The organism is Corynebacterium mycetoides (genome assembly GCF_900103625.1).
GTDB lineage: Bacteria > Actinomycetota > Actinomycetes > Mycobacteriales > Mycobacteriaceae > Corynebacterium > Corynebacterium mycetoides.
Genome location: NZ_LT629700.1, coordinates 1,453,121 through 1,478,203 on the forward strand (window position 1 = coordinate 1,453,121; position 25,083 = coordinate 1,478,203).

General features: G+C 66.7%; 22 protein-coding genes, 1 tRNA gene and 1 riboswitch. Of the genes, 12 read left to right on the forward strand and 11 right to left on the reverse strand.

What is annotated here, in order from left to right; translation table 11 throughout:
* From casA to dcd, 4 genes are all read right to left on the reverse strand, one after another.
* Positions 1-1,692 carry a type I-E CRISPR-associated protein Cse1/CasA gene (casA, locus tag BLS40_RS06950; RefSeq protein ID WP_092150521.1) on the reverse strand — a complete coding sequence of 564 codons (1,692 nt, stop codon included), beginning with the start codon at positions 1,690-1,692 and terminating at the stop codon, positions 1-3.
* Between the two features lie 88 nt (positions 1,693-1,780).
* A complete protein-coding gene (locus tag BLS40_RS06955) occupies positions 1,781-4,564 on the reverse strand; it encodes a CRISPR-associated helicase/endonuclease Cas3 (protein ID WP_092150524.1) in 2,784 nt (927 codons plus the stop codon).
* 246 nt (positions 4,565-4,810) lie between these two features.
* Positions 4,811-6,130, reverse strand: a complete 1,320-nt coding sequence (locus tag BLS40_RS06960) for a UDP-glucose dehydrogenase family protein (protein ID WP_092150527.1) — start codon at positions 6,128-6,130, stop codon at positions 4,811-4,813.
* Positions 6,131-6,140: 10 nt separating this feature from the next.
* Positions 6,141-6,707 carry a dCTP deaminase gene (dcd, locus tag BLS40_RS06965; protein ID WP_092150530.1) on the reverse strand — a complete coding sequence of 189 codons (567 nt, stop codon included), beginning with the start codon at positions 6,705-6,707 and terminating at the stop codon, positions 6,141-6,143.
* A gap of 67 nt (positions 6,708-6,774) precedes the next feature.
* On the opposite strand from dcd, the gene BLS40_RS06970 reads away from it, so the two are divergent.
* Positions 6,775-6,845, forward strand: a tRNA-Gly gene (locus BLS40_RS06970).
* 14 nt (positions 6,846-6,859) lie between these two features.
* Here BLS40_RS06970 and BLS40_RS06975 read toward each other — a convergent pair.
* Positions 6,860-7,432 carry a hypothetical protein gene (locus BLS40_RS06975; protein WP_092150533.1) on the reverse strand — a complete coding sequence of 191 codons (573 nt, stop codon included), beginning with the start codon at positions 7,430-7,432 and terminating at the stop codon, positions 6,860-6,862.
* 13 nt (positions 7,433-7,445) lie between these two features.
* Positions 7,446-7,564, reverse strand: a riboswitch (SAM riboswitch).
* 59 nt (positions 7,565-7,623) lie between these two features.
* Here BLS40_RS06975 and BLS40_RS06980 point away from each other — a divergent pair.
* Positions 7,624-8,445: an alpha/beta fold hydrolase gene (locus BLS40_RS06980; RefSeq protein ID WP_092150536.1), complete on the forward strand. Its 822-nt coding sequence runs from the start codon at positions 7,624-7,626 to the stop codon at positions 8,443-8,445.
* On the opposite strand, the gene BLS40_RS06985 is transcribed toward BLS40_RS06980, so the two are convergent.
* A complete protein-coding gene (locus BLS40_RS06985) occupies positions 8,442-8,987 on the reverse strand; it encodes an SUMF1/EgtB/PvdO family nonheme iron enzyme (protein ID WP_092150539.1) in 546 nt (181 codons plus the stop codon). The genes BLS40_RS06980 and BLS40_RS06985 overlap by 4 nt on opposite strands.
* 16 nt (positions 8,988-9,003) lie before the next feature.
* Between BLS40_RS06985 and BLS40_RS06990 the strand changes: the two genes are divergently transcribed.
* Entirely contained in the window at positions 9,004-9,297 is a 294-nt protein-coding gene (locus BLS40_RS06990; RefSeq protein ID WP_092150542.1) for a hypothetical protein, read from the forward strand.
* A gap of 3 nt (positions 9,298-9,300) precedes the next feature.
* Here BLS40_RS06990 and BLS40_RS06995 read toward each other — a convergent pair whose 3' ends face one another.
* Positions 9,301-11,034 carry a VanW family protein gene (locus BLS40_RS06995; RefSeq protein WP_092150545.1) on the reverse strand — a complete coding sequence of 578 codons (1,734 nt, stop codon included), beginning with the start codon at positions 11,032-11,034 and terminating at the stop codon, positions 9,301-9,303.
* On the reverse strand, positions 11,021-12,208 hold the full coding sequence (locus BLS40_RS07000; protein ID WP_092150548.1) for a glycoside hydrolase family 3 N-terminal domain-containing protein: 1,188 nt from the start codon (positions 12,206-12,208) through the stop codon (positions 11,021-11,023). Before BLS40_RS07000 ends, BLS40_RS06995 begins: the two co-directional genes overlap by 14 nt.
* Before the next feature lie 94 nt (positions 12,209-12,302).
* Between BLS40_RS07000 and BLS40_RS07005 the strand changes: the two genes are divergently transcribed.
* Positions 12,303-12,500, forward strand: a complete 198-nt coding sequence (locus BLS40_RS07005; RefSeq protein WP_092150551.1) for a DUF2613 domain-containing protein — start codon at positions 12,303-12,305, stop codon at positions 12,498-12,500.
* Positions 12,501-12,509: 9 nt separating this feature from the next.
* Positions 12,510-15,431 carry an alpha-(1->3)-arabinofuranosyltransferase domain-containing protein gene (locus BLS40_RS07010; RefSeq protein ID WP_092150554.1) on the forward strand — a complete coding sequence of 974 codons (2,922 nt, stop codon included), beginning with the start codon at positions 12,510-12,512 and terminating at the stop codon, positions 15,429-15,431.
* A gap of 125 nt (positions 15,432-15,556) precedes the next feature.
* Here BLS40_RS07010 and BLS40_RS07015 read toward each other — a convergent pair whose 3' ends face one another.
* On the reverse strand, positions 15,557-16,609 hold the full coding sequence (locus tag BLS40_RS07015) for an acyltransferase family protein (protein WP_172808050.1): 1,053 nt from the start codon (positions 16,607-16,609) through the stop codon (positions 15,557-15,559).
* On the opposite strand from BLS40_RS07015, the gene BLS40_RS07020 reads away from it, so the two are divergent.
* From BLS40_RS07020 to BLS40_RS07035, 4 genes are all read left to right on the forward strand, one after another.
* Entirely contained in the window at positions 16,610-17,332 is a 723-nt protein-coding gene (locus BLS40_RS07020) for a porin PorA family protein (protein WP_157672456.1), read from the forward strand.
* Complete coding sequence (locus BLS40_RS07025; RefSeq protein ID WP_092150563.1) at positions 17,319-18,752, forward strand: hypothetical protein; 1,434 nt, start codon at positions 17,319-17,321, stop codon at positions 18,750-18,752. The genes BLS40_RS07020 and BLS40_RS07025 overlap by 14 nt, the downstream gene beginning before the upstream one ends.
* A gap of 263 nt (positions 18,753-19,015) precedes the next feature.
* The gene (locus BLS40_RS07030; protein WP_092150567.1) at positions 19,016-19,240 is read left to right on the forward strand and encodes a three-helix bundle dimerization domain-containing protein; all 225 of its coding nucleotides are present in this window, start codon (positions 19,016-19,018) and stop codon (positions 19,238-19,240) included.
* A gap of 53 nt (positions 19,241-19,293) precedes the next feature.
* A complete protein-coding gene (locus tag BLS40_RS07035) occupies positions 19,294-19,527 on the forward strand; it encodes a three-helix bundle dimerization domain-containing protein (protein WP_231908410.1) in 234 nt (77 codons plus the stop codon).
* Here the strand turns inward: BLS40_RS07035 and BLS40_RS07040 are convergent.
* Positions 19,524-20,597, reverse strand: a complete 1,074-nt coding sequence (locus BLS40_RS07040) for a glycosyltransferase family 4 protein (RefSeq protein ID WP_092150573.1) — start codon at positions 20,595-20,597, stop codon at positions 19,524-19,526. The genes BLS40_RS07035 and BLS40_RS07040 overlap by 4 nt on opposite strands.
* A gap of 4 nt (positions 20,598-20,601) precedes the next feature.
* Between BLS40_RS07040 and BLS40_RS07045 the strand changes: the two genes are divergently transcribed.
* Positions 20,602-21,357 (forward strand): class I SAM-dependent methyltransferase, encoded by a 756-nt coding sequence (locus BLS40_RS07045; protein ID WP_092150576.1) that lies wholly within the window; start codon positions 20,602-20,604, stop codon positions 21,355-21,357.
* A 4-nt stretch (positions 21,358-21,361) separates the two neighbouring features.
* Here BLS40_RS07045 and BLS40_RS07050 read toward each other — a convergent pair whose 3' ends face one another.
* The gene (locus BLS40_RS07050) at positions 21,362-23,185 is read right to left on the reverse strand and encodes a phosphoenolpyruvate carboxykinase (GTP) (RefSeq protein ID WP_092150579.1); all 1,824 of its coding nucleotides are present in this window, start codon (positions 23,183-23,185) and stop codon (positions 21,362-21,364) included.
* 415 nt (positions 23,186-23,600) lie between these two features.
* On the opposite strand from BLS40_RS07050, the gene trmB reads away from it, so the two are divergent.
* Positions 23,601-24,371: a tRNA (guanosine(46)-N7)-methyltransferase TrmB gene (trmB, locus tag BLS40_RS07055; RefSeq protein ID WP_092150582.1), complete on the forward strand. Its 771-nt coding sequence runs from the start codon at positions 23,601-23,603 to the stop codon at positions 24,369-24,371.
* A gap of 11 nt (positions 24,372-24,382) precedes the next feature.
* Complete coding sequence (locus tag BLS40_RS07060; RefSeq protein ID WP_092150585.1) at positions 24,383-25,078, forward strand: NYN domain-containing protein; 696 nt, start codon at positions 24,383-24,385, stop codon at positions 25,076-25,078.
* Positions 25,079-25,083: the final 5 nt, after the last annotated feature.

Consider the following 25,083-nt stretch of genomic DNA (forward strand, 5'->3'; position numbering starts at 1 on the left):
CTACCCTTTCTTCGAGGTTTCGGGCTGGGGGTGGGCGAGGGGAAGATCCTTGCGCAGCCGTCGGGTTAGCGCATCCCGCAATCCTCCGGCGCTGAGAATAAACCCGCTTTCCCCCTCATTACGTGGGGGAACCATCCTGCCGGCAAGCGCTTTCGGTCCGGCGCCCGCGACCAATTCATCCGCTTCCGAAACCGCGGTCAATGCAACGAACCGCTGCCACTGCTCCGCTGATTCGTCGATGTCGTCCACATCGAAGTTTTTCAGCCACTCGTAGAAGCGCGGCTCGAGTAGGGCAAGAAATCGATCCGCAGCATCGGCGGCGAATTCATAATCCCCACCGGCGGCTACTAGGAGTTGCCCCGCGAACCACCCGATACTTACAGCCGCGTTCGTGGCGGCGGATGCGGCAGCGCGGGCTACGACCCTCGCCTGAGTGGCCAGGTCATTGTCCTCGAGCATGATCGCCGGGAGCGCCACGTCTGCACCAAGCGTGGCGCCGACGGACGACGCCTGCGGACCATACCCCATGGACACGATCGTCAGGTTGAGAACGTCCTCTCCGATAGCACCCCGGGAAAGCGATCCCACATGCTCCAACGTCTGGGGTCTTTTTGGTGCACGGTTCTTTGCATCGAAACCAGGGTCGGATTCAATTGCCACGAGCGGGTCTAGTGATCTCCACATTGTCCTTTTCAGGTCATAAGGCCGCGGATAGTAGGCTTCAACTCCCTTCTTGGACTGGTTCTGGCTGAACCTGTACGGGGTCATGGGGTCGTGGAAAATATTTTTCCCCGCGTCTGGAATTGCGTCTCCGTTGGTTACCATCACTTCCGTGATCCGCTCCCCGTCTGAGTAGAGACGAATACGGCGGCTCTGCCACGTGGCCATGTCGATTGCCCCGCGCGGAATCGGGTCCTTTCGCTGGGCGGCGGTGTCCGGTTCCCGCTCCCACACGGGAAGGTCGTCTTTCGAGTTTCCCCCATCTTCGAGGGATCCGAGAACGACTCCGGGAGTTGTATTGAACAGCAGAGTTTCCAGCAGCGAATCCCGTCGTATGACGGTGCCGCCCGTCATACCAGTCCACCCCGTACCGATCGGGTATCCTTTTCCTCCCTTGACCCGCTCATCGCCCACGGCCCCGGGCTTAATCCCGGAGTAGTCGTAGGCGTGGGTGTGGATCAGCCAGCGAGCAGCCTCCGCGAACGAGAGCGAAGCTCGCCCCGAACCCGTGCGCATGGTGAAGTAGTCATGCTCCGCTTCCGGCACAATTCTTGATATGGGCAGCCGGGTGTCCTTACCCGTTTGCAGATCAGCGACCTGCATGAAGGGCTGCTGGGGGTCCAAGAGATTGAAACGGTGTTCCCACTTCTCCAAATACGCCAGGACAACGGAGTCCCGGAAGTTCTCCGCGTACCCTTTGCGCTGCTGCGTAAACCAGTCTTCCCAGTCAAACGCATCTAACTCTTTCCGCGTCTGAAGCTGGGATGCCAACTGGAGATAGTGAGCCCGCCAGAAAACAGCGAGCAGAACCCGGAGAACGGCGTAATCCTGGGTCGGTGAGTCGCCGACTATGTCCGCCGCGCGGGCTGACCCGTCGAAAAGCTGCCTCATGCCCACGTTGTGTTGCGTACCGCTTTGATCATGGATGATGATCCATGGTTCATCCAGCAAATTGAATGCAGGTGAGTTCATTTGTCTAGCCTCCTTTCATTACTCATGTTGTGATTTTCCTTACCGCGGCTCGGGCGGTGACCTGAGCCTAATAAGCGGGACGGACATTTCAGCCTCGTTCCTCGTCAATGATTTCGATTCCGAGCTCGTTTGAGTAGCGGATACTAAAGCGCCCCAGCTCTACGACACCGTCTCGGGTCAGCGGGAGGGCGAGTTGACCTTTAAGAAGGTGGCTGTCCATCCACGAAAGTGGCGTACGTCTTTCAAGAGTTGAAATGACAGCTTCGAAATCTCGTTCAAACCTGGTGATCCTCGCAGGAAGCCTGACGGTGCTCGACGCGAGATGCCGCGCAGTGCGGTAGTCCAACGGTGATTCGGGCGAAAGGAGTGATTGGTCTACTCCCCAAGGCACGTAACCGTCATCAAACTCCACGATGGGAATAACTTCGACTGTTGGTTCCGCATCGCGGACCTGCGCGTTGCCCATCTCCTCACGGTCTAGGGAGAAAAGGGTGTGGTCCGGGACGTCGAAAAGCAGATGGTAGTGCTTCGTCGCCTCGGGCACGGGCGTCATGTACGTTTGCGCCCGCAGATGCGCACGCGCGGTAGCTTTATCGCTTTCTTCGCTCGCTTCTTTCCATTCCTCCGACCACTCATCGGGCACGCCCGGGTCGGCGGAGTATACCGTTGCAACGAGCTTTGGGATGTCATCGGGTCGCCGGAAAATCCGCGGCAAATGGGCGACACTCGCCAGGAGAATCCTGCGCCCGTAAATGGCCTCGGCGCCACTATCGAACTCGGGCACGGGGTCCAGACTGACAATCCCGCGCACAATTACCTGCGGCGCGCGAAGCATCTCGGGCCTGTCGGAGTCCGGCCGCTGGTGCCGGTGGAGTCGTCCAATACGCTGGATGAGCAAGTCGATCGGCGCAACATCGGTGATCAGTACGTCAGCATCAATGTCGAGACTTTGCTCTGCTACTTGGGTGGCAACGATTACGCGGCGCTCGGGTCGACCGCTCCCGCGGTGGGATGTAGGGCCCAGCGCGTCGCGCAGCACGTCCTCTCGCTGTGAGCGCTGCCAGGCGATGAATCCGGCATGGTGCAATTCCACCTCTCCCGGATAAACCGATTCGAAGAGCTGGTAGGTCTCCTGCGCTCGAGCGATTGTGTTGCAAATGATGAGAGCGCAGCCACCGTCATTGAGCAGGCTTCCGACGAGTTCACGCAATTCCTCCTCGCCGTCACCAATCACGGATACTGTCGCGGTCAGGTTGGTCGGGCTCGCTTCCACCGGTATTGCGCGCACGGATGTGCTGTCCGCGATCGTTATGAGTGGATACGACTCCTGGGCATCATCTGGGATGTCAGCCTCCGTGTACGCACGCACCAGCGCGCGGCGACGCTCCGGTGGCAGCGTCGCCGACATCACAACAACGTGAGCTCCGTAGTAGGACAACCAGCGAATCGCCCTCATGAGATAGTCCGAGGTATACGTGTCGAATGCGTGGACCTCGTCGAAAATCACAACCTTCCCCGCCAACGCGACGTGGCGCAGCATTAAATAGCGCTGTTTGAGTGCCATCATGAGCACCTGGTCGACCGTGCCCACAACGATGTTGGAAAGCAGTCCGCGGCGCCGTCCGCTCATCCACGAGCTGGCGATGACCCGTCCCGCGTTCGCGTCATGCCGGGATTGCGCGTGCTCGACGTCGTCCGTTCCCACCCCGTAGAACCGCAGCGCGCGGAACCTGTCGGAGAGCTGATTCTTCGAGTGCGCCAGGTACATTGATGAGATGTCGGATCCGGTCGCTGAGCGCTTGGCCCATTCCAACACACGATCAAGCAAGCCATTCGCTGTTGCCATCGTGGGTGCCGCAAAGTAAATCCCCTGCGAGTAACCCCCAAGCATCTCTGCGGCAGCGAGCGCGGCCTCAGTCTTGCCTACGCCCGTTTCGGCTTCCAGGATAATCAAGCCTGGACGGTCCATTGCTCCCGCCTCGCGCGCCATTGCTTCTTGAACGGGCCTTGGTTGGAATCCGAAGGACGATGCAAACAATTCCGCAACGTCGCCGCCTGAACGCTCTAAACCCTTCGGGTTCCACGGCTTAGTCAGATCGGTCGCACTCATTCCCTCGCGAACTCGCTGTTCTTGAGAGCCGCTGATGACCATGGGGAAAGCGTCCTGGTTCGAGGCAATCCAGTCGGCCATCACCACGAGCCCGGTCAGGACATGGAGCGCGGCGACCTTCGGCCTTCGGACAACCCCTAATACGTTATGAACCTCTGTCAGCTCCGCCATGGAATCGAGTAATTCTGCATGGACGCGCTTCCACTCCGGCTTGTAGCGCCTCAGTGCGCTGGAGCCGCTTTTGTCCTCCCCGCTGGAAGCGATTCCATGATGCGCATCCGCCACCGCACGAAATCTTTCCTCGTAACCGTGAGCCGCCAGCCAGTTTCCCAGCAGGATTCCCGACGCCACCCCATGGGGGAACTTGTCCATCCCACGCTCTGCCGAGTTCATCTCCAGCGGTAGACCCGCATCCGACAGTGCGTACACTAGATGCGACCGCTCTTGGCCGAGAATCTGCAGCTGGAAGCTCAGTATGGCTTTCCCAATGTCATGGGTTCCAGCAAGCCACAGGTACAAACGACGCACATCATTCTCGGAGACGCTGAGTTGATCGGACAACCACCGCTTGGTCGCTTCCGACAACCAGATGTCAAAAACCGCTGCGGCCGCGCAGGCTGAATCAATAAGATGCTGCGGGAGGCTGAGACTTCCGGTCTCGTCCCCCGACTTAGCCCACATCGCCTGCGCTTGCGGTGAACGCGCCGAAACCCATCCGTCCGCAGAACGCGCGAATTCAACCGTTGAGTGTGGTAGCTCCATGGGGGACTCCATCCTTCTGACGGAAAAAGTATCTGTCCCCTCCAGAGTAGCTGTAGATGGTAGGCCCTTCAACCTCTTAAGTGTTCACTTTTTATAGAGACCGGCGAGTTTGGCTCACGCTGGCAATCGATTAGGGTCAGCTTGAACCCCAAAGCGGGGATGAGCCCACTTATGAGGTGGAACTACCCACTTCCCTGCGCTGGCAGGGAAACCCACGGCCATGCTGGTTCCCCGCGCGGGGTTCACCTACACGCTTCGACCCAGGGCGCGCACGGTCCACCCGGCGGCTTGCCAGGCGGGGACATCCAGGACGTTGCGGCCGTCGATAAGCAGGCGGCGCTGCACCAACTCGCCGGCCTCCGCCGGGTCGAGGTCGCGGAACTGCTGCCACTCGGTGGCGAGGATGACCAACTCGGCGTCGGCCAAAGCGTCGTCAAGCGAGCTCGCGTAATCCAACGTCGGGAACACGCGGCGCGCATTCTCCATCGCCTCCGGGTCGAACACCCGCACCGCCGCACCCGCCAACGACAGCTGACCCGCCACGGCCAACGCCGGCGAATCGCGCACATCATCCGAATTCGGCTTAAACGCCGCACCCAGAACCGTCACGCGGCGGCCGATGAGCGAGCCGAGCTCCTCACGCGCCAGATCCACCACACGCTGGCGGCGGCGCATGTTAATCGCGTCGACCTCACGCAGGAAGGTGAGGGCCTGATCCGCGCCCAGCTCGCCGGCGCGGGCCATAAACGCACGGATGTCCTTAGGCAAACAACCACCACCGAAACCCAAACCGGCACCCAAGAACTTGCGGCCAATGCGGTCGTCGTAACCAATCGCATCAGCCAGCTGCGTGACATCGGCACCCACAATCTCGCACACCTCGCTCACCGCGTTGATAAACGAGATCTTCGTGGCCAAAAACGCGTTCGCCGACACCTTCACCAGCTCAGCGGTCTGCAAATCCGTCAGCACAAACGGCGTACCCGACGCCAGCGGGGTCGCGTACACCTCGCGGGCGACCTCCTCGGCCTGGGTGTCGCCGGCGCGGGTGCCCAGCACAATACGATCCGGCTCAATCGTGTCCTTGACCGCGTACCCCTCCCGCAAAAACTCCGGGTTCCAGGCGATCTCCACCGACGCGCCCTCCTGCACCAGCGCATCGGCGCGCTCCTGCAGCGCCGCCGCCGTGCCCACCGGCACCGTGGACTTGCCGAAGATGACGTGGCGGCCGCTCAGCTTGGGCACCAAATCATCAATCACGGCCTCCACGTACCGGGTGTCAGCCGCATACGAGCCGCGCTGCTGCGGGGTACCCACACCAATAAAGTGCAGGTTGGCAAACTCGGCCGCACGGGCGTAATCGGTGGTGAAATCCAACCGGCCCGCCTCGATGTTGCGCTCCAAGACCTCCGGCAAACCCGGCTCAAAAAACGGAACCTTGCCCGCCTTGAGCTGGTTGATCTTGCCCTCGTCCACATCCACGCCAAGCACCTCATGGCCAAGCTCTGCCATGCAGGCGGCGTGAGTCGCGCCGAGATATCCCGTACCAATCACCGTCATACGCATGGCGGCGATTCTAGTCCCGGAAGTTCAAGTACGCCTTGGAAGGCGTGGGGCCCCGCTGGCCCTGGTACTTCGAACCCAGCGTGCCCGTGCCGTACGGCATCTGCGCCGGGGAGGACATGCGGAACAGCGCCAGCTGGCCCACCTTCATGCCCGGCCACAGCGTGATGGGCAGGTTGGCCACGTTGGACAGCTCGAGGGTGATGTGGCCGGAAAAGCCCGGGTCGATGAACCCGGCGGTGGAGTGCGTGAGCAAACCCAGGCGGCCCAGGGAGGACTTGCCCTCGAGCCGGCCGGCGAGGTCGGCAGGCAAGGTGAACATCTCCAAGGTGGAGGCGAGCACGAACTCACCAGGATGCAGCACGAACGCGTCACCGTCCGCAACCTCGACCGGAGTTGTCAGGTCGGGCATCTCCTGCTTCGGGTCGATGTGCGTGTAGCGCGAGTTGTTGAACACGCGGAAGAACTTGTCCATGCGGACATCGATCGACGACGGCTGCACCAGTCCGGGGTCATACGGCTCAATGGCGAGTTTTCCCGATTCCACGGCGGCGCGAATGTCTTGATCCGAAAGAAGCACGCCATAAAGTCTACTGGGTGGGCGGTTTGTAGTTCCCCTGCCCTACGGTGCTATTGTGAGCTGAGCTGCCGGCGTAGTTTAGTGGTAGAACATCAGCTTCCCAAGCTGAGAGTGCGAGTTCGATTCTCGTCGCCGGCTCAAATTGTTCCCGCTCATGCGGTGCACGGTGTCACGGGCTTTGTGGACATGCTGAACGCGCTGCTCGCTCCTCCCGTGCAGGGCCCGCGCAGGATTCTCCAGCGCGGGTGGTACTCTACGGCGCTCGCCAGACGCTCCGGGTCATGGTTGTACGCGTCGAATGTCCCGTTGGGCGCACGAAATGTCACGCACTGATCCGTAACGGCGATGGCGGTGACGGGGATCCAGTCGGCCTCCGGGCCATTTGCCGCGCGCAGGGCGGGAATCCAGTGCGGTCTGTGGCCGTCTGCGAAAAGCGTGCACTCGGAGGCGTCGACACGCCTGCGGGCGACGGCGGGCTCGGGTAGCAGCATGACGTCGCCGTTCACACGCACCGCGTTGCGCGAGGGCGAGTACTCGAAGCCGGCCACCAGCGCAGACGAGAACCGCATGACAGCGTCGACGGAGCCGAATTGGCTGACCAGCGTTTCCTTCGCGGTGGAAAAGGTGAGCGTGGCGGCGTTGATGTTGTCGATCTGCGCTTGCGCCCAATCGTCGGGAAGGTCCGCGGGCAGGAACGCGGACATGTCGGGGTGATCAAAACTCATGGAAAACTCCTTGGAATCGCACTTCCGGCGCGCGGTTGCGGCGCCGGCCGATCTTCTCCCGGAAGCACCGTGCGCGAGTCTGCGCGGTTGCTAGTCGACGAGCCGGGAGGCCTCACGTCGAACTTCTTGATCGCGTCACTGAGATTAATAGACAGCTTTGTCTAGCGCAAGTCGGCGGATAGACTGACCCCATGAGATTCACGCACGCGGCGCTTCTGGGGATGTACGCCACAGGCGCCTACTTGGGGGTGAAACGCCGCCCGGAACTCCCCTTCAACGACCCGGACTTCGTGCCCGTCCACTCCACCCCGGTGCTCTACGTGCACGGATTCACGAGCGCGACAAACACGTTTACCGTCAACGCCCTGCACCTGCGCAGCCACGGCTACTGGGTGTGGGGTTTTGACTACGGCATGGAGGAGCGCGCCAGCCTCGCCGCCATCATCCCCGTCCTCCACGGTTTCGGCGACATCAACGCCCTGGTCCAGGAGCTGGCGGGAAACGTGGAGAAGGTCAAGGAGGCGACGGGATCGGACAAGGTCGACATCGTCGCGCACTCGCAGGGCGGTTTGCTGACAAAGCTCTACATCGCCGGCGGCGGGGCGGAAAACGTCCGGCGCGTGGTGGCCATCGGCGCGAACTTCCACGGCACCGATCTCGGTGGCTGGGCCGAGCGCGTCGTCCCCTTCATCCGCCGCCGGCCCGGTATCGCCGAGGCCGTGGCCAGCACGAGCGCCCTGCAGCAGCTGGTGAATTCACCGTTTTTCGACACCATCCGCGACATCCCGGACACCGACCCGCGGGTGGTCTACACCTCCATTTACACCCCCGCCGACAGGGTGGTCACGCCCAATTCGGCCTCCTACCTGGAAAGCGTCGACGGCGCCGATGTGGTCAACGTCAATTTGGAGGAGGCCTACCCCGGCTTCGCTCCCGTCATCCACTCGCTGCTGCCGCGCGACCCGAACGTCGCTGAGCTGACCCGCTGGGGCTTGGAGCGCGGCCCGAGCTAGCGCGCGCAGCGGAACCCGATGTGGGTGGTCGCGGAATCCTCCGACTGGCCCTGGCGCGCCGGTGGCCGGTAGCGGTGGCAGTATTCCGGCGCACACAGGTGCGAGCCGCCCTTGACCACCCGGCGCGGGAACGTCTCCCCGGGGGCCGTCGCCGCGGCGCGCGCGGCCTGCCGGGCGGACTCGGGCGCGCAGCAGGAGGCGGACGCCTCGGCGACCGCGCGCTGGGGACCCACCGCGTATAGCGTCGACGTCCACTCCCACATGTTGCCGATGAGGTCGGCGAACCCCCACGGGTTGCGCCCGAACGAGCCTACGGGCGAGGTGCTCCCCCACCCCCGGTTGTCGTAGGGGAACCGGCCCTGCCAGGTGTTGGCGCGGATCACCCCGCCCGGCGCGTACTCGTCGCCCCACGCGTAGACGGTCTCGGGGCGCCCGGCGCGCTCGGCCCGCTGGTGGACCTCCCGCTGGACACGGAGCTGCGGGAGAAGAAGATGCGTGAGGCCGGCGCGGAGTTCGGCGCCCCCCGACTTCTCCCGGCGCACCTTTCTCCGCGCGGTCGTGGACGGACGCTACAAGCTCGTGCGCTGGTTTTCCCCCACCGAGTACGGCACCCCGGCCAGCGTCGAAGAGCTCTACGCCACCTCTGACGTCTCCCTGCACGACCTCGTCTCCGACCCGCACGAGCTGGACAACCTGGGCAACAAGGACCATCCGCGGTACGACGAAGCCCTGGTCGCGCGGCTTCTGGTAAAGCTCAACGCGCTGATTGAGCGGGAGCTGGGCTCGGACGACAACCCGATGGACCTGGATATGCTCGGCACCCGCGACGTCACCTACGGGGCGGAGGGCTAGACGCTACTCGCAGCGCACGATCGGCTGCGGGTCGTACACCGTGGTCGAGGTGTTGCGGCTGAGCTCCCGGCCGCTTAAGTCGCGCACGACGCGCGTGTCCGAGGTGGTAAAGCCCTGCGAGCCGCTCGAGGGGACGCAGTTGCCGCCGGTCACCGTCACCGGCTTGGGCGAGGTGTAGTTCCAGCGCCCGCCGTTGATGGACTCCACCTCCACGGTTTTCACACCCATGAGGCTCACCGTCACCTCCCCGCCGCCGACGGTGGAGGTGATCTTGACCGGGTAGGGCGAATCGTTGCGGAACTGCAGGTCGATGGCGCCCTCGAACACGGTGGCCTCGCGGCCCGTGGGGTAGCGCGAGATGTAGTAGGAGTGCGGGGTGGACGCCACGTCCGTCATACCCGCAAAGTAGGCCGCGTTGTACAGCGTGGTGGCGAACTGCGAAATACCGCCGCCCACCGCGTTGCCGGGCCGGCCGTTCTCGATGATGCCGGACGAGACGTATCCCTGCGCGGTGCCGCGGGGGCCGGTGTACCCGTTGAGGGAGAAGGTCTCGCCGGGGTTGACGATCGCCCCCTCCACTTCCTTGGCCGCGAGAGCGATGTTCGTTCCCGACGCCGCGCTGTACCCGCTGGTGGTGAAGGAACCCACGACCTCGTTGAACGTGGCGCTCTGCGCTTCGTCGGTGGTGAAGTCGGCCGGGCGGTTCTTGTACGCCGCCTCCCAGGTGCGCTCCTTGTCGCCGAGCACGCGCTCGTCGAAGCCCGCCATGGCGCCCTCCCAGTCGATGATGGAGCCGTCGACGGACGGTTCCACCCCGCCGCCCGGAAGCACCCGGGCGTTTTGCATCTTGCGCTCCGTTTCCGCCAGCTGCTCACCGAGAATCCCCTGCGCCGCCTCCGCGTTGACCTGCGGCGCGATTCCGCCGTCGACGTTGGGGAACTGGACCACCTCGCCCAGGCGGTCCTGCGCGATCACGCCGTCGACGCCGTCGCGCCCGCGCAGCGTGAGCGGGCCGCTGAGGGCGCGCTTGACCGGGCCGTTGAGGGCGTCGTCAATGACCTCACTGCTCACGGCCGGCTCCACCTCCACCGCGTCGACCTCGACACCCGACGGGTCGAGCCACCCCGTGGTGACGCGCTCGAACAGCTGCTCGCCGTCGACCTCCTGGCCCGAGACAGGTTCGGTCACCGTGGCCTCGCCCGATTCGATGGCGATTGCTCCGTCCTGCGGGTCGCGGTGCAGCTCAGCGGCCACGCGCTCGAGCTCGGGGTCTAACGCGGCGCGGTCGACCGTCGGCACGATATCGACTTCTCGGGTTCGGAACAGGCCCGCCAGCCGGGTCAGAGGGTTGAGGGACTCCTCTCCGGCGCTGCGCACCGTGGCGTCCCAGTCGATGCCGAGGCCGGAGCTCGCGGGCACGAGCTGGGCACTGGCCTGCGCCGCGCTCACCGTCACGGGCGCCGTGGCGACGTCGCCCAGCTGGGTTTCCAGCGCGGACACCGCTTCTTCGTGGCTCATGCCCCCGATCTCCACGCCACCCACGGTGGTCCCGCGCGGCACGGATCCGCGGTTCATCGCGATATCCGCGATATAGATCGCGAGGAGAACCGCGAGGACACCGACGACGGCGCCGAGGACGATTTTGCGCGCGCTCACGCCCCGCCGTCCCCGGCTCCTGGTTGCCTTTACCGTAGTCACCCGAACAAGATTACCCTGAGACGGCTTAGAGCCCGACATCAATTAACTGCTGCTGGACGCGGGTGGCGGCGGCGTCGACACGCTCGGGCGCAATCGCGCCCTGCTGGACGGCGGCGGTGACGGTGTCGATGATGTAGCCGACGTCCTCCCCGGAGGACCACAACGCCTGATCGGCCCCCGCGGCGATCGCGTCGCGCACCGCGTCCGCGGTCGGGCGGTAATCCGTCAGGCCCCGCATGCCCGACAAGTCGTCGGTGACAACCACGCCTTCAAACGGCGCGCCACCCGGGTAATCTCCCTCGCGCAGAATGCGGTAGGCCTCCGGGTTCAGCGAACTGGGCACGCCGTCCGGGCCGAGTCCGGGCACAATCATATGGCCCATCATCACCGAGGCCTTCGGGCGCTGCGGCAGCAGAACCGCGTAGGGCTTCAGATCGAACGCCTCCACCTCCCACAGCGGGGGCGTCGTAGCCAGCGCGGTGTGGGTGTCGCCCGAGGCGCGGCCGTGGCCGGGGAAATGCTTGAAGGTTGGGGTGACGCCGGCGTCGATAAGCCCCTGCGAGAACAACCCGCCGATGCGCGCCACCTCGTTCGGATCGGCGCCGAAAGAGCGGTCGCCGACGACGGGGAGGCCGGCGACATCGACGTCGAGAAGCGGGGCGTAATCCACGTTCACCCCGTGCGCCCGCAACGAGCGGCCGATGTCGTAGCCGGAACCCTGGACCACCGCGTCGGGCTGGCCGGCGAGCGCGCGCGGCGGCATCCACGTGCCGAAGATCTGCTGGTGGCGCTGCACGCGCCCGCCCTCGAAATCCACCGCGACGGAAAACGGACGGGCGTATTCCTCGCGCAGGGCGTTGATGCTGCGCCCCGGCTCCACGAGCAGCCCGGGGTCGGCCCACGACGGGATGAACAGCCCGCCCACGCCCTGGTCCAGCGCCGCGCGGGCCTGGTTGTAGTCGGACACGCCGACGACCATGAGCGAGGCGACCTTCGCGCGCAGGTCATGCGGCACGCGGTCCTCCGGCCCCGGGGGAGGCGGGGGCGTGGTCGTGGTTGTTGTTGTGGAGGTGACGGTGGAGGTGACTGTGGCGGTGGACTCGACGGTTGCCTGAAAGGTGCCGCCGGAGCAGGCGGTGAGCGCCGCGCAGGCTGCGACGGCTGCGGCGGCGGAGATGGCTGCAACGGCTGTGGCGCACCTTGAGCGGGCCATCCGCACCCCTTTCCGTCTCTTTCAACCTCCTTCGACGCGGCTTACTCTACTCCGCACCCTCGTTTCCGCCGCGCCGCCTGCTAAGCTGTGCGCCATGACACGCCCGCTAGACTCCGCGCCTCGCCGCGCCGTGACACCCGTGCTGGCCAGCGCCGTCATGGGGATTGTGCTGGGCATTGTCGGCGTGATCGGCATCGCCGCGTTCTCCGGGCAGAGCACGGTGCCAGCCGGCAACGCGGTCACCGCCGACGAGGCCGTCCTCGGCGGGCCGGAGTACGGCTCCCGCCAGTAGGCGCGCCAGGTGTTCACGCACCCGGCGGTCAAGCACCCGCTCGCCGCCCACGTCCTCGGCTGGGTCGCGCTCACCCTCATCTCGTTTGCCCAGCCGCCGGGGCGCGTTGCCGCCGACACCAAGTTCAACCTCACCCAGGACTCGGCGGGCTTCCTCGCCGCCGCCACCCGCGCCTGGACGGACCAGTTCACCCTCGGGCAGATCCAGAACCAGGCGTACGGCTACCTCTTCCCGCAGGGGCCGTTCTTCCTGCTCCCGCTGCCCGACTGGGTGGTGCAGCGGATGTGGTGGGCGCTTCTTGTGTGCATCGCCTACTCGGGCACCCTGAAACTGGCCCGCCACATGGGCATCCCCGGGGTTGTGCCGGCGGTGTTGTACGCGCTCTCGCCGCGCATCCTCACGACGCTGACCGCCATTTCCTCGGAGGCGTGGCCGGTGGCGCTGGTGCCGTGGACGCTGATCCCCCTGGTCAATCGCCGCCCGCAGGTTGCACCCGCGCTGGTCGCGGTGGCGATGATGGGCGCGGTCAACGCCGCGGCCACCATCGCCGCGTGCCTGCCGGCATTCGTCCTGCTCGCGTGGCGACGCCGTTGGCCGCAGGCCGCGCTGTACGGCCTGGGCTGCCTCGCGGTCAGCGCGTGGTGGCTCGGCCCGCTGCTGGTGCTTGGCCGCTACTCGCCGCCGTTTACGGAGTTCATCGAGTCCGCGTATGTCACCACCCACTGGCTCAACCCGGCCGAGATTCTGCGCGGCACCACCAGCTGGGCACCGTTCGTGGACACCGAGCGCACGGCCGGGTTCCTGCTGGTCTCGGAGCCGGTGTTCATTCTGGCCACCATGGCCGTCGCGGCCGTGGGACTGGCCGGCCTGGCCCGCGCGGACATGCCGTGGCGCGGCTACCTCGTGCTCCTGCTCTCCTGCGGTTTCCTCCTGCTGGGTGCCGCCCATTTTTTGCCCTCGCTTTTCGACGGCCCCCTGGCCCCGTTCCGCAACCTCCACAAGTTCGACCCCCTCGTGCGCCTGCCGCTGGTGCTCGGCGTCGGCTGGGCGCTCACGCGCCTGCGCGCCCCCGCGCTGGTGGCGGTGTCGCTGGCTGCGGCGGTGGCGGTGGCGCCCGCGTGGTCGCTGAGGCTCCTGCCCACCGGCACGTGGACTGAGGTGTCGCCAGACTGGATCGCGGCCGGGAAGTGGCTCGACGAGCACGCCGCGGGCACCCGCACCATCGTGGTCCCCCCGGCGTCGTTTGCCCGGCAGACGTGGGGGTGGACGCGCGATGAGCCGATCCAGGCGGTGACCTCCGCCCCGTTCGCGGTGCGCGACGCCGTGCCGCTGATAGACCCGGAGGCGATCCGCGGTCTCGACGGCCAGATGCAGGCCCTCGACGAGGAGGCGCTGCGCTCCATCGGCGTCGGCGCGGTGGTCGTGCGCCGGGACCTGGACAGCGGCGCCGAGGCCGACTGGCCGGGCGAGCCGACGGTCTCCTTCGGCGACGTGGACATCCACCTGCTCGAGCCGTATCGCGGCATGATGATCACCGCCGACGAGCCCGTGCGTGTCGACGGCGGCGGGGAGGTCCTGACCCTGTTGTGGCAGCGCTACGGCTACTTCCCGGCGCGGCTGGTGGACTCGGGCGCGCAGATTGTCACCGACACCCCCGCGTTGGCCGCCCGCAACTACGGCACGCTTGACTCCCCCGTTTCCGCGCACCTGGCGCACCCGGGCGAGGGCTCGGACGTGCGCAACCGCCTGCCCGACTACCCCTCGGCGGGCTCGCGCGTCGGCGTGACCATGTCGGGGGGCGAGGCCTGGGCGTCCAGCTCCGCCGCCGATGCCACGGCCTTCGGCGGCGCCGACCCCTCGCGCTCCCTGACCTCCGCCTTCGACGGGCTGGACAGCACCGCCTGGTGGCCCGCCCCCGGCGACGCCGGCTGGATCGCCTCCACCGTCGACGGCGGGCGCGTCTCGCTTACCGCGACCGACTCCACAGTGGTGCGCGTGGTCTCCGGCGACACCGCGCGCGACGTCTCGCTCGTGGCGGACCAGCCGCGCAGCGTGAGCGTGCCGGGCGACACGGTGCGCATCGATCTCACGGAGCCCGTCGGCATTTCCGAGCTGGACACCGGAGTGACGCGCGTCGTCGAGGTTCCTGGCACCGCCGACACCTACTTCTTCCAGCGCATCTTCCCCAGCACCGACGTGCTGCAGCGCCGCTTCACCACCGCCGCCCCCGCCGAGTGGCAGCTCTCCTCGCCCGCCACCATCGACGGCGAAGAGGCCGACGGCACCGTCTTCTTAGACGCCGGCACGCACGAGATCCTCACCGACGCCGACACAGTCACCCTGACCCGATCAGGCGTCACCACCGCCGGGTGGGCGCCGTTCGACGGGGAGGTGCGCACCAGCGACCGGGACCAGCTCATCCTCACCGGCCGCGGCTTCAACGACGGCCTGCGCGCCCGCGTCGGCGATGTGCCGCTTGAGCCCGAGCGTATCGACGCCGGCATGCAGGCCTTCCGCGTCCCACCCGGCACCAGCGGCCCGTTGACCATGACTTTCGCCGGCGACGCCCCCTACCGGTGGAGCCTGCTGCTCGGCGCCGTGCTCTCGCTGCTGACCGTGGCCGGGTGCCTGTGGGTGCGGTGGCGCCGCGTGTCGCGCTACGAGCCGGATAGTCGGGCGACGCCTACGTCCCCTCTAGTCGCGGCGCTGGGCGTGGGACTTGCCCCCGGCGCGCTGGCTGTGGCGTTGGCGTGGGCCGCGCGGCGGTGGACGCTCATCCCGTCGTGGCTGCTGAGCTCCAGCGCCGCCGGGTTCATGGGGTTGTGGCTGGCGCGGGCCCCGTGGCCGACACCCGGTTACGCCGGGTCGTCCATGCTCGTGCTCGTCGCCGGGTGCCTGGCCGTGGCGGCGCTGGCGTTCCCGGATAAGTGAGGGGTGGTGCTGGTGCTGGTGTGCTGACGTCTAACAGCTAGATCTCAGCGAAACAGGGACTGCAAAACCCCAGGTCGCGAGGAGCTAAAACTGCCCCGACGCCGCTGACGTCTAGTAGCTAGACCTCAGCGCGGGGGGCGGCGCGGGGGGCGCGGCTCGGCCACAGCACAGCGCCCGGGGCGCGCGATGCGCCGGTTGATCCAGCGCGCCCCGGGGACCTCGACAAGCTCGTACGACACATACGCAACGGCGACGCTGAACAAGACAGTAAACGCAAGTACGACTGCGAAGTGCCCGCTGAACGTCGGCACGCCGAGGACCGGGAAAGCAAGTGCCAGCACCCACACGTGCCACAAAAAGATGGAGTAGGACCAGCGCCCGAGAGCGCGCACGGCCGGGGAGGCCAGAACGCTGGAATCGCGCGGAGAGAGCACGTAGGGCGCGACGATCAGCGCGGCGAACAGCGCCCCGAGGATCACGCGGGCGTTGAACTCCGCCGGGGTGGGATGGGTAAGCCCCGCCGGCCCCACCACGCCCGCGAACCACGCCACGGGCAGCGAGAGCAGCGCGAACGGCCAGCGCGGGCCGCGGTACCCCACGCCGAGGCGCTCCAGCTCCGCCAAGATGAGGCCCACCGCGAACCACAGCACGTACGACGGGGGCCAGATCTGCATGTTCACTACCGAGACGCCCTCGATTGCCCAGGGCCACAGCAGGGAGGCGGGGATGAGGATGGAGAGGAGAAGCGTTCGGGTGTGCGTCGATAAGCGAAGATACAGCGGGAGGACGAGGTAGAACGCGACCTCCACGCACAGCGACCAGATGTGAGTCAGGCCCGCGACGAGACCGTCGGGCACGTAAATCTGCAGCATGAGCACCTGCGCGAGCGCCTGGGGCCAGGACATGTGGGCGAGCTCCGGCAGGGTGGCCAGCACGACCGCGACGCAGGCCAGGTACGCCGGGGCGATGCGCGCGAGGCGTCGCCGGTAGTAACCCGGGCGCTGGCCGCCGCGGGCCAGCAGGAAGGCGGACAGGGCGTAGAACACGGCGACGAAGTAGTCGAAACGCTCCAGCACCGGGTGGTACGTCGCGGTCTGGAAGGCGACGTGCGTGGTCAGGATGCCGAGGGCCGCGACGGCGCGCAGACCCTCGAGCTCGGGAAGTAGAGTGTTAGCGATATGGACAGTCTAGGAGTCGGGCTAGAACTCAGGCGAACGCTGGTGAGGTGCCTCGCGGTGCTCGCCGTGTGCTTCGCGCTGAACCTGATCTCCCCCGTGGTCATCGCGGCGCAGCGCACCATCGCGCCGGGTGAGACCCGGCTGACCACCTTCGACGGGCCCGCGGAACTGTCCGTTGAGACAACCACGTCGAAGGGTGCGAAGTCCGGCACCGTCGAGATCGACGCGAACATCGTGCTAGACGGTGCCGCGCGCACCGACTCGTATACCGCCGCGGCCGCCTCCTCGATGCCGGTCCCGGGGCGCGGCGGGGTGACCTACTACTTCCCCTACCGGCCGGAGCGCCGCACCTACCCCTACTCCGACCCGTTCGCGCCGCAGACACTTACTGCACCGGCGGCGCTGGACTACGTCGGCCCCGGCAGCGTTGGGGGGCTGGACACCTATAAATACCGGGCACGGATCGCAACGCCGGACTACGCCGCGGAGCGGATCATCGACCTGCAGACCAGCACCGGTGTGGTACTCGACGAGACTTGGTCCGTGGAACGCGGGCCCGCCACGGGACTGTTCCGCATGTCGGAAGCGTCGCGCGCCGAGGCCCGCGCACACGCCGCCGGGCAGGTGCGGGTGCTGCACGTCCTGCAGGTCCTGGCGTGGGTGACGCGGTTCATCGCCGTGGTTGCGCTGGCCTGGGCGGCGGTGGCGGTTGCGCGCCGGTAAGCTCCTCGGCGCCTGGGCCGCCGTGATTATTGTGGCGGTGACCTGGCCGTTTATGGTCCCGGGCCACTCGTTCGCCCTGCGTGACATGGTGGTTCTGCCGGACATGGCGCTGACACACGCCTCCCTGGGTTTCGGCGATTTGCCGGCGCGCAACGTCCCCCAGGACGCCGTGCTGGCGCTCACGCCGTTCCCGGTCACGCTGGTGCGGATCATCGTCGTCGCCGCCGCATGCGCCGCCGCCTACGCCGGCTACCGGGTGGGCACCTCCCCCTTCGGCCGGGCCGCCGCGATGACGCTGGCGGTGTGGAACCCGTTCGTGGTCGAGCGCCTCCTGCAGGGCCAGTGGTCGCTGGCTGTCGCGGCGTGGCTGATGCCGTTTATCGCGGTGAGCGGCTCGGTCGTCGCGATGTGGGTGGCGTCGCTGACACCCACCGGCGCGCTGGCGGCCGCCAGCTTATCCACCCGGCCGCGCCACGTCATCGCGGCCGTCCTCTTCTGTTCCCCGTGGGTGGGCGCCAGTGTCCTGTCACTGAGCGCGGGCACCGCCACCGCGGAGTCGGCGGCCGCCTTCGCGCCGCGCGCGCAGCAGTGGGTGGGCACCCTCGGCGCGCTGCTCGGGTTGGGCGGCATCTGGAACGCGGACGCAGTGCCGCCGTCGCGCTCCGCAGGCTTTGCCGTCTTCGGCGTGGCGCTGTTCGTGCTGTTGGCGCTGGGCTGGCGCGCCGTGCCGCGGAGCCTGCTCGCCCTCGCGTCCGTGGGTTTCGCCGTCGCGCTCGCATCGTGGCTCGGCCTGGTCGGCATAGTCATCGAGTGGCTGCCCGGCGCGGGCTTGCTTCGCGACGGCCAGAAGTGGGTGATCCTCTCCATCCCCGCCTACGTCTACGCCGCCGGCGCGCTACGCCCGCGCGTCGCCGCCGCCGCACTCGCCTGCGCCCTCCTGCAGGTGCCGGACGCGCCCGCCGCGCTCGCCCCATTGCGCCCGGTGACGGTTGCTCCGCCGCTTATCGACGCCCGCGGGCGCGACGTCTTCTTCCTCGACCGGCCCACGCTGCTCACCCGCGGCGACGGGGTGCCGGTGGTCGACCCTGCCACCAAGGTGATGAACGTGGTCGAGTCCGGCGCGCTGCGTATCGACGGCCGCGTGGTCGACGCCCCATCGCCCCGCTGGTCGCGGGCGCAGGCCATAGCCGGCGACGCAGGCGGCGCGGGTAGTACCGACGCGCTGGCCGCGCTCGGCATCGGCGTGGTGGTCTACCCGGACGGCCGGGTCGTCGAGACCGGCGCGCCGGCGCGGCAGTTGCCTCCGGCGGGGCTGGCGCTGTTCGCGCTGTGGTGGGCCGCGCCCCTTCTCGCCGTGGCGGCACCGGCCGGCCCGGCCACCGGTACGGCGCGGGTAAACGGTCCCCGCAAGCAGCCCTAGTTAACGCGTCGTTTACCCTCACGCGGCCGCCGCGCGACCAGGCACAATGCGCATGTGGTATAGATCACATTTGCAGCCACTGAAGCGACGTTAGCGCGTTTACCTGTGTCTTTACGACGTTTGATTGGGAAATACCCACTACTGGACGGAGCCAAGTGACCAGATAGTTGACACGGACACTGTGTATGCCTAAAGTTAACTCTAGTTTAACAAAAGGTTACACGGAAACGTGTATCCCGATCAGAACCGAAAGGGTGACAACAATGACCAACGCATTAACCAACAAGGTGATCTCACGTGTCCGTGAGGATCTCGCCGCAACGTACGGAGCCGCATTCTCGGACGACGCATTCGCGTCCCTCCTGAAGCAGCACCTCGCCGAGGCCACGATCACCGACTTCGTTCCCGTGCTCGTCGAAGCAGAGTACAACAACTTGATGTCCACCGGGCACGCCCGCCACGACCGCCACTACAGCGCCGCAGCCTAAGTGCCGCAGCGGCCTAGAACAAAACAACACCTAACACGTACAGGAGAATGACAATGGCTAACAACATCGACTTCAGCATCATCCGAGAGCGCGCGCTGCGCAACATCCGCGAAGACCTCGTCACCGCGTGGGGGAAGATCTACCCCGCGGAGAAGATCGAGCGGACCTTCGACTCCGTCAAGGCGCAGCACAAGAGCAACGCGGTGGTGGACGACTTCGTGCCCGTCCTCGTCGAGGCGGAAATGAAGGAACGGCTCCGCAATGCGGAGCTCAAGCAGACACGCTAGCTCCGCGTCACAGCGAGTAACACTTCCTCGAATCGGCGGCCAGTCTCCTCCCAGGAGAACTGAGCCGCCCATTCGCGCGCGCGGGCACCCATCCGGTCGCGCACGGGGGCGTCGGCAAGCAAACGCGCGATGACCTCGCGGAACTCGCGCTCGCTTCCCACGAGCCGGCCCGTAGTGCCGTCGCGCACGGAGTCACCCAGCCCGCCGGCCTCCACGTACCCGACGGTGGGCACGCCGTGCTGCGCGGCCTCGATAACGGCGATGCCCCAGCCCTCCTTCACGCTCGGCAGCAGGTGCAGCGCCGCCCGGGAGAGCACGGCGTGCTTGTACTCCTCGTTGACGTGCCCGTGGAACACCACGCGATCCCCCAGGTCAGCGGCGTAGGCGCGCAGCTCGTCCTCCCACCAGCCGGAGCCCAAGACATCCAGCACGACGCCGTCGAGCTCGCGCACCGCGTCAATCGCGTGCTCGATGCGCTTGTGCGGCACCAGGCGCGACAGGGTAACTAGATGCACCTTGCCGTCGTCGGGGATGGTGGGCACTAGCGGCGGGAGCGGATCCACCCCGTTGTGCACCACCGCGATGTCGGCGGCGCGGACCCCCAGCTCGACGAGGTCGGCGCGCGAGGCGTCGGAGACAGTGACGTACTGCGCTCCGCTGTAGACGCGCGGGGCGACGCGGCGCTCCAAAAACGCCCCGAGACGCCCGATAATCGGCCCCGCCACCGGCCACTGCCGCAGGTGACTGTGGTGCGTCAGCAGCACCGTGTCCGCCCGCGTGTACGCGCGCGCGAAGAACGGGACGCCGTTTTGCGTGTCCACAACCACGTCGGGGCGGTGCCGCCACACCGCCAGCGGCGCGAGCAGGTAGACGCTGTACTTGCCGCCGGCGCGCTCGATGCGCAGCCCGTTCTTCATCGACCTGCGCGGAGCGTCCGTGTGCGAGGACGTGCGTAGAACCACGTCGTGTCCCCGCGCGGCGAGGTATTCCCCCACCCGCTCGATATAGCGCTCCGAGCCGCCGCCGAGCGGGTGGGTACTATCGCGCCAGCACAGCAGCACTATCTTCATAGGTGTGTACCGTACCCGCCGCCTCGCCACCCTCCCGCGTTCAGTGCGGCTTCTGCGCTCGTTCACCTACGAGCAATTCCGGCCGGCGATCTTCTACGGCGGGCTCGCCCGTGACACCGCCCAGCTTGTCGACGCCCTGTGCGCCGACCTCACCGGCGCACCCCTGTCCGGCAAGACGGTCCTGGATGTCGGGGGCGGGCCGGGATATTTCGCCTCCGAGTTCGCCCGGCGCGGCGCGTGGTACGTGGGCCTGGAGCCCAGCGTCTCAGAAATGTCCGCGGCCGGCCTGAGCGGTTACGGGGCCGTGCGTGGCGACGGCGCGGCGCTCCCGTTCGCCGACGCCGCCTTCGACGTGGTCTATTCCTCCAACGTCGCCGAGCACATCCCGAACTGGCGCGACATGGGCGAGGAGATGATCCGGGTCTGCGCGCCCGGCGGGCTCGTGGTGCTCAGTTACACCGTCTGGCTCGGACCCTTCGGGGGCCACGAGACCGGCGTGTGGGAGCACTACGTGGGCGGGGAGTTCGCCCGGCGCAGGTACGCGCAACACCACGGCAGGCAGCCGAAAAACGTCTGGGGCGAGTCGCTGTTCGCCGTCTCCGCAGCGGACGGGCTGCGCTGGGCGCGGTCCACCGGGCTGCCCGGCGTGGCGTTTCCCCGCTACCACCCCCGCTGGGCGTGGTGGGTGGCGCGGGTTCCCGTGCTGCGGGAGTTCGCCACCTCCAACCTCGCGTTGGTGCTGCGCAAGCCCGCCGGGTGACGCGCTAGCGCGCCTCGGTCACGCGCTGCTCGAGCTTGTCCAGCTCTGCGAAGATTTCCTGCGGGACGCGCTTGCCCAGCCCCTCCAGGTATCCGCGGGAGTCCTCGATGTCCTCGGCCCACAGGGCCGGGTCGGCGTAGAGCGCTTCGGCGACATCCTCGGCCGGGGTGTCGAGGCCGCTCAGGTCGAGGTCCTCGACGCGCGCGGTGTACCCCACGACGGTCTCCTCGGCGCCGACCCTGCCCTCGATGCGGTCGATGATCCACTTGAGCACCCGCGAGTTCTCGCCGAACCCGGGCCACAGGAAGCGGCCGTCGTCGCCGCGGCGGAACCAGTTGACCAGGAAGATCTCCGGCATCCGGTCCCCGCCCTTGCGGCCCATGTCAATCCAGTGCTGGAAGTAGTCGCCCACGGCGTAGCCCATGAACGGCAGCATCGCCATCGGGTCGTGGCGCAGGGCGCCCACCTTGGCCTCGGAGGACGCCGCGGTCTGGCCCGAGGAGAGCATTGCGCCCATCATGGTGCCGTGCTCCCAGTCGTGCGCCTGGGTGACAATCGGGACGGTGTCGGGGCGGCGGCCGCCGAAGAGGATGGCGTCGATCTTCACACCTGCCGGGTCGTTGAACTCGGGTGCGGCGGTCGGGCACTGCTCGATAGGCACGCAGTAGCGGGAGTTCGGGTGGGCGGCGTCGTGGTGGGACTGCGGGGTCCAGTCGTGCCCGCGCCAGTCGATCAGGTGCTCTGGCGCCTCACCGTCCATGCCCTCCCACCAGATGTCCCCGTCGTCGGTGAGCGCGACGTTGGTGAACAGGGTGTTGCCCGGCTCCATCGTGCGCATCGCGATCGGGTTGGAGGCGTAGTTGGTGCCCGGCGCCACGCCGAAGAAACCGTTCTCCGGGTTGACGGCGTAGAGGCCGTCCTCCTTGAGGTGCATCCAGGCGATGTCGTCGCCGACGACCTCGGCGCTCCACCCCTCAAGCGTCGGGGTGATCATTGCCAGGTTGGTCTTGCCGCAGGCGGAGGGGAAGGCGCCCGCGATGTGGTAGCTCTTGCCCTCGGGCGAGATGAGTTTGAGGATGAGCATGTGCTCCGCCATCCACCCCTCCTCCTTGGCCATGACGGACGCAATGCGCAGGGCATAGCACTTCTTGGCCAGGATCGCGTTTCCGCCGTAGCCCGAGCCGAAGGACCAGATTTCCTTGGTCTCCGGGAACTGGGAGATGTACTTGCTGTCGTTGCACGGCCACGCGACGTCCTCCTCGCCCTCGGCAAGCGGCGCGCCGACGGAGTGCAGGCAGTGGACGAAGTTGTCTCCCTCGATCTTGTCCAAGGCCTCCTGCCCCATCCGGGTCATGATGCGCATGGACATAACGACGTACGCGGAGTCCGTCAGCTGGACGCCGAGCTTCGGGTCGGGGTCCGTAATCGGGCCCATGCAGAAGGGGACGACGTACATGGTGCGACCCTTCATGGACCCGGAGAAGTGCTCGAGCATCTCCTCCTTGAGCGCGGCGGGCTTCATCCAGTTGTTGGTCGGGCCGGCGTCCGCCTCCTCCTCGGTGGCGATGAACGTGCGCGACTCCACGCGAGCGACGTCCGAGGGGTTCGACCTGGCGAGGTAGGAGTTGGGACGCTTTTCTTCGTTGAGCTTGATCAACGTTCCCTTGTCCACCAGCTCGGCGGCGAGCCTGTCCCACTCCTCCTGGGAGCCGTCAACGAAGACCACGCTGTCAGGTTGGAATAGATCGACTGCCTCATTAACCCAGGCGATGAGGTGTTCGTTGTCGGTCGGCGCTTCCTGCGCCATCCCCTTGATTGCGGTGGTCATGTACTCTCCTGCGCTTCCTGTGCCTACTGCCGTTCTCATCAGCTGGTTATCCCCAGATGTATCCCACGGGGGACATTCCTGTAGAAGAACAGCCTATCGAAAACCCGTCTTTGCTGGCATAACACCGATGCCCGGACGCCGTTTTCCGGTTATTACCAGTGACCGATCACACCCAAAATGCTGCCGTCTCCGCCCGAGTCCCACCCCCGCATAGGGGTGACGAGTGCCCACATCGGGCCCGCTAATGGGCCCATACCCTGCGCAAATGTCGGCACCGGCGGAGTCAAAAATGTATACCCGGGCCTCTTAACCGCTTTCACCCCCGTATAGGGGCGATGCGCCCAGCCCGTCACCCTCGGTCCGAACCCCCACCCACAAACTTGCGTTTGCGCACGTCATGTGGACAATTAACGTGATGAATAATTCTGATTTCCCTACAACTGAACGCCCCGGCACGGGCGAACTCCCCCACGGCCGCCCGCCACAGACCGAGTTCGACACCGGTCTCGACTACCCGCGCCTGGGGTCGGTGACCTTCCGCCGCGGCACGCTCACCGACAACCAGGAGGTGCTTTTTGAGGAGCACTGGCCGCGCCTCGGCCGCGTGCTCGACGACACCCCCGTGGACATCGACTCGTGGTTCGGCCGCTCCGGGCACCCGACCATCGTAGAAATCGGGTCCGGCACGGGCACCTCCACCGCGGCGATGGCACCGTGTGAGGCCGACACCAACATCATCGCGGTCGAACTGTACAAGCCCGGGCTGGCCAAGCTGCTCGGCGCCGTGGTGCGCGGGGATATCTCGAACATCCGCATGATCCGGGGCGACGGAGTGGAAGTGCTGGCCCGGATGTTCGGCGAGGAGTCCCTCGACGGAGTACGCATCTTCTTCCCCGACCCGTGGCCGAAGGCGCGCCACCACAAGCGCCGCATCATCCAATCCGGCACGCTCAATCTCATCGCGTCCAGGCTCAAACCGGGCGGGGTTGTGCATGTGGCCACCGACCACGCCGGTTACGCTGAATGGATCGACGAGCTGGTCGAGGTGGAACCGATGCTTGAGTACAAGGGCTGGCCGTGGCCGCAAGCGCCCGTGCTCACGGACCGCCAGGTAATCACTAAATTCGAGGGCAAGGGTCTGGATAAGGACCACATCATCCGCGAGTACCTCTGGACGAAGAAGTAGGGATTCACATCATGAACGACCTCCACGAGATGACCCACCCCTACAACCCGGGGGCGGCCGCCGGGCCCGACAGTTTCCTCCTCGTCTGGGACGCGCCGAACCTGGACATGGGCCTCGGCGCAATTTTGGGCGGGCGCCCCACGGCCGCGTACCGCCCGCGTTTCGACGCCATCGGGCGCTGGCTCATCGGCCAGGCCGTGGACGCCTCCACCGAGCAGGGCAGGCGGATAGAGCCCGAGGCAACCGTGTTCACCAACATCGCCCCCCAGGGCGCCGACGTCGTGCGCCCCTGGGTCGAGGCGCTGCGCAACGTGGGCTTCGCCGTCTTTGCCAAGCCGAAGACGGACGACGACTCCGACGTGGACCAGGACATGATCGCCCACATCGAGCGCCGCCGCGACGAGGGCGTGCTGCGCGGGCTCGTCGTCGCCTCCGCCGACGGCCAGAACTTCCTGGAGACCATCGGGGAGTTGACCGCCGAGGGCGTGCCCGTCACCGTCATCGGCTTCCACGAGCACGCCTCCTGGGCGGTGACCGACCCGGCCATCACCTTCGTGGATCTCGAGGACATCCCCGGGGTGTTCCGCGAGCCGCTGCCCCGCATCAACCTCGACCAGCTGCCGGACGAAGGCGCCTGGCTGCAGCCCTTCCGCCCCCTGTCAGCGCTGCTGCACAACTCCCGCGGCGCTGCCGCGGTCCAGGCGTAAGGGGC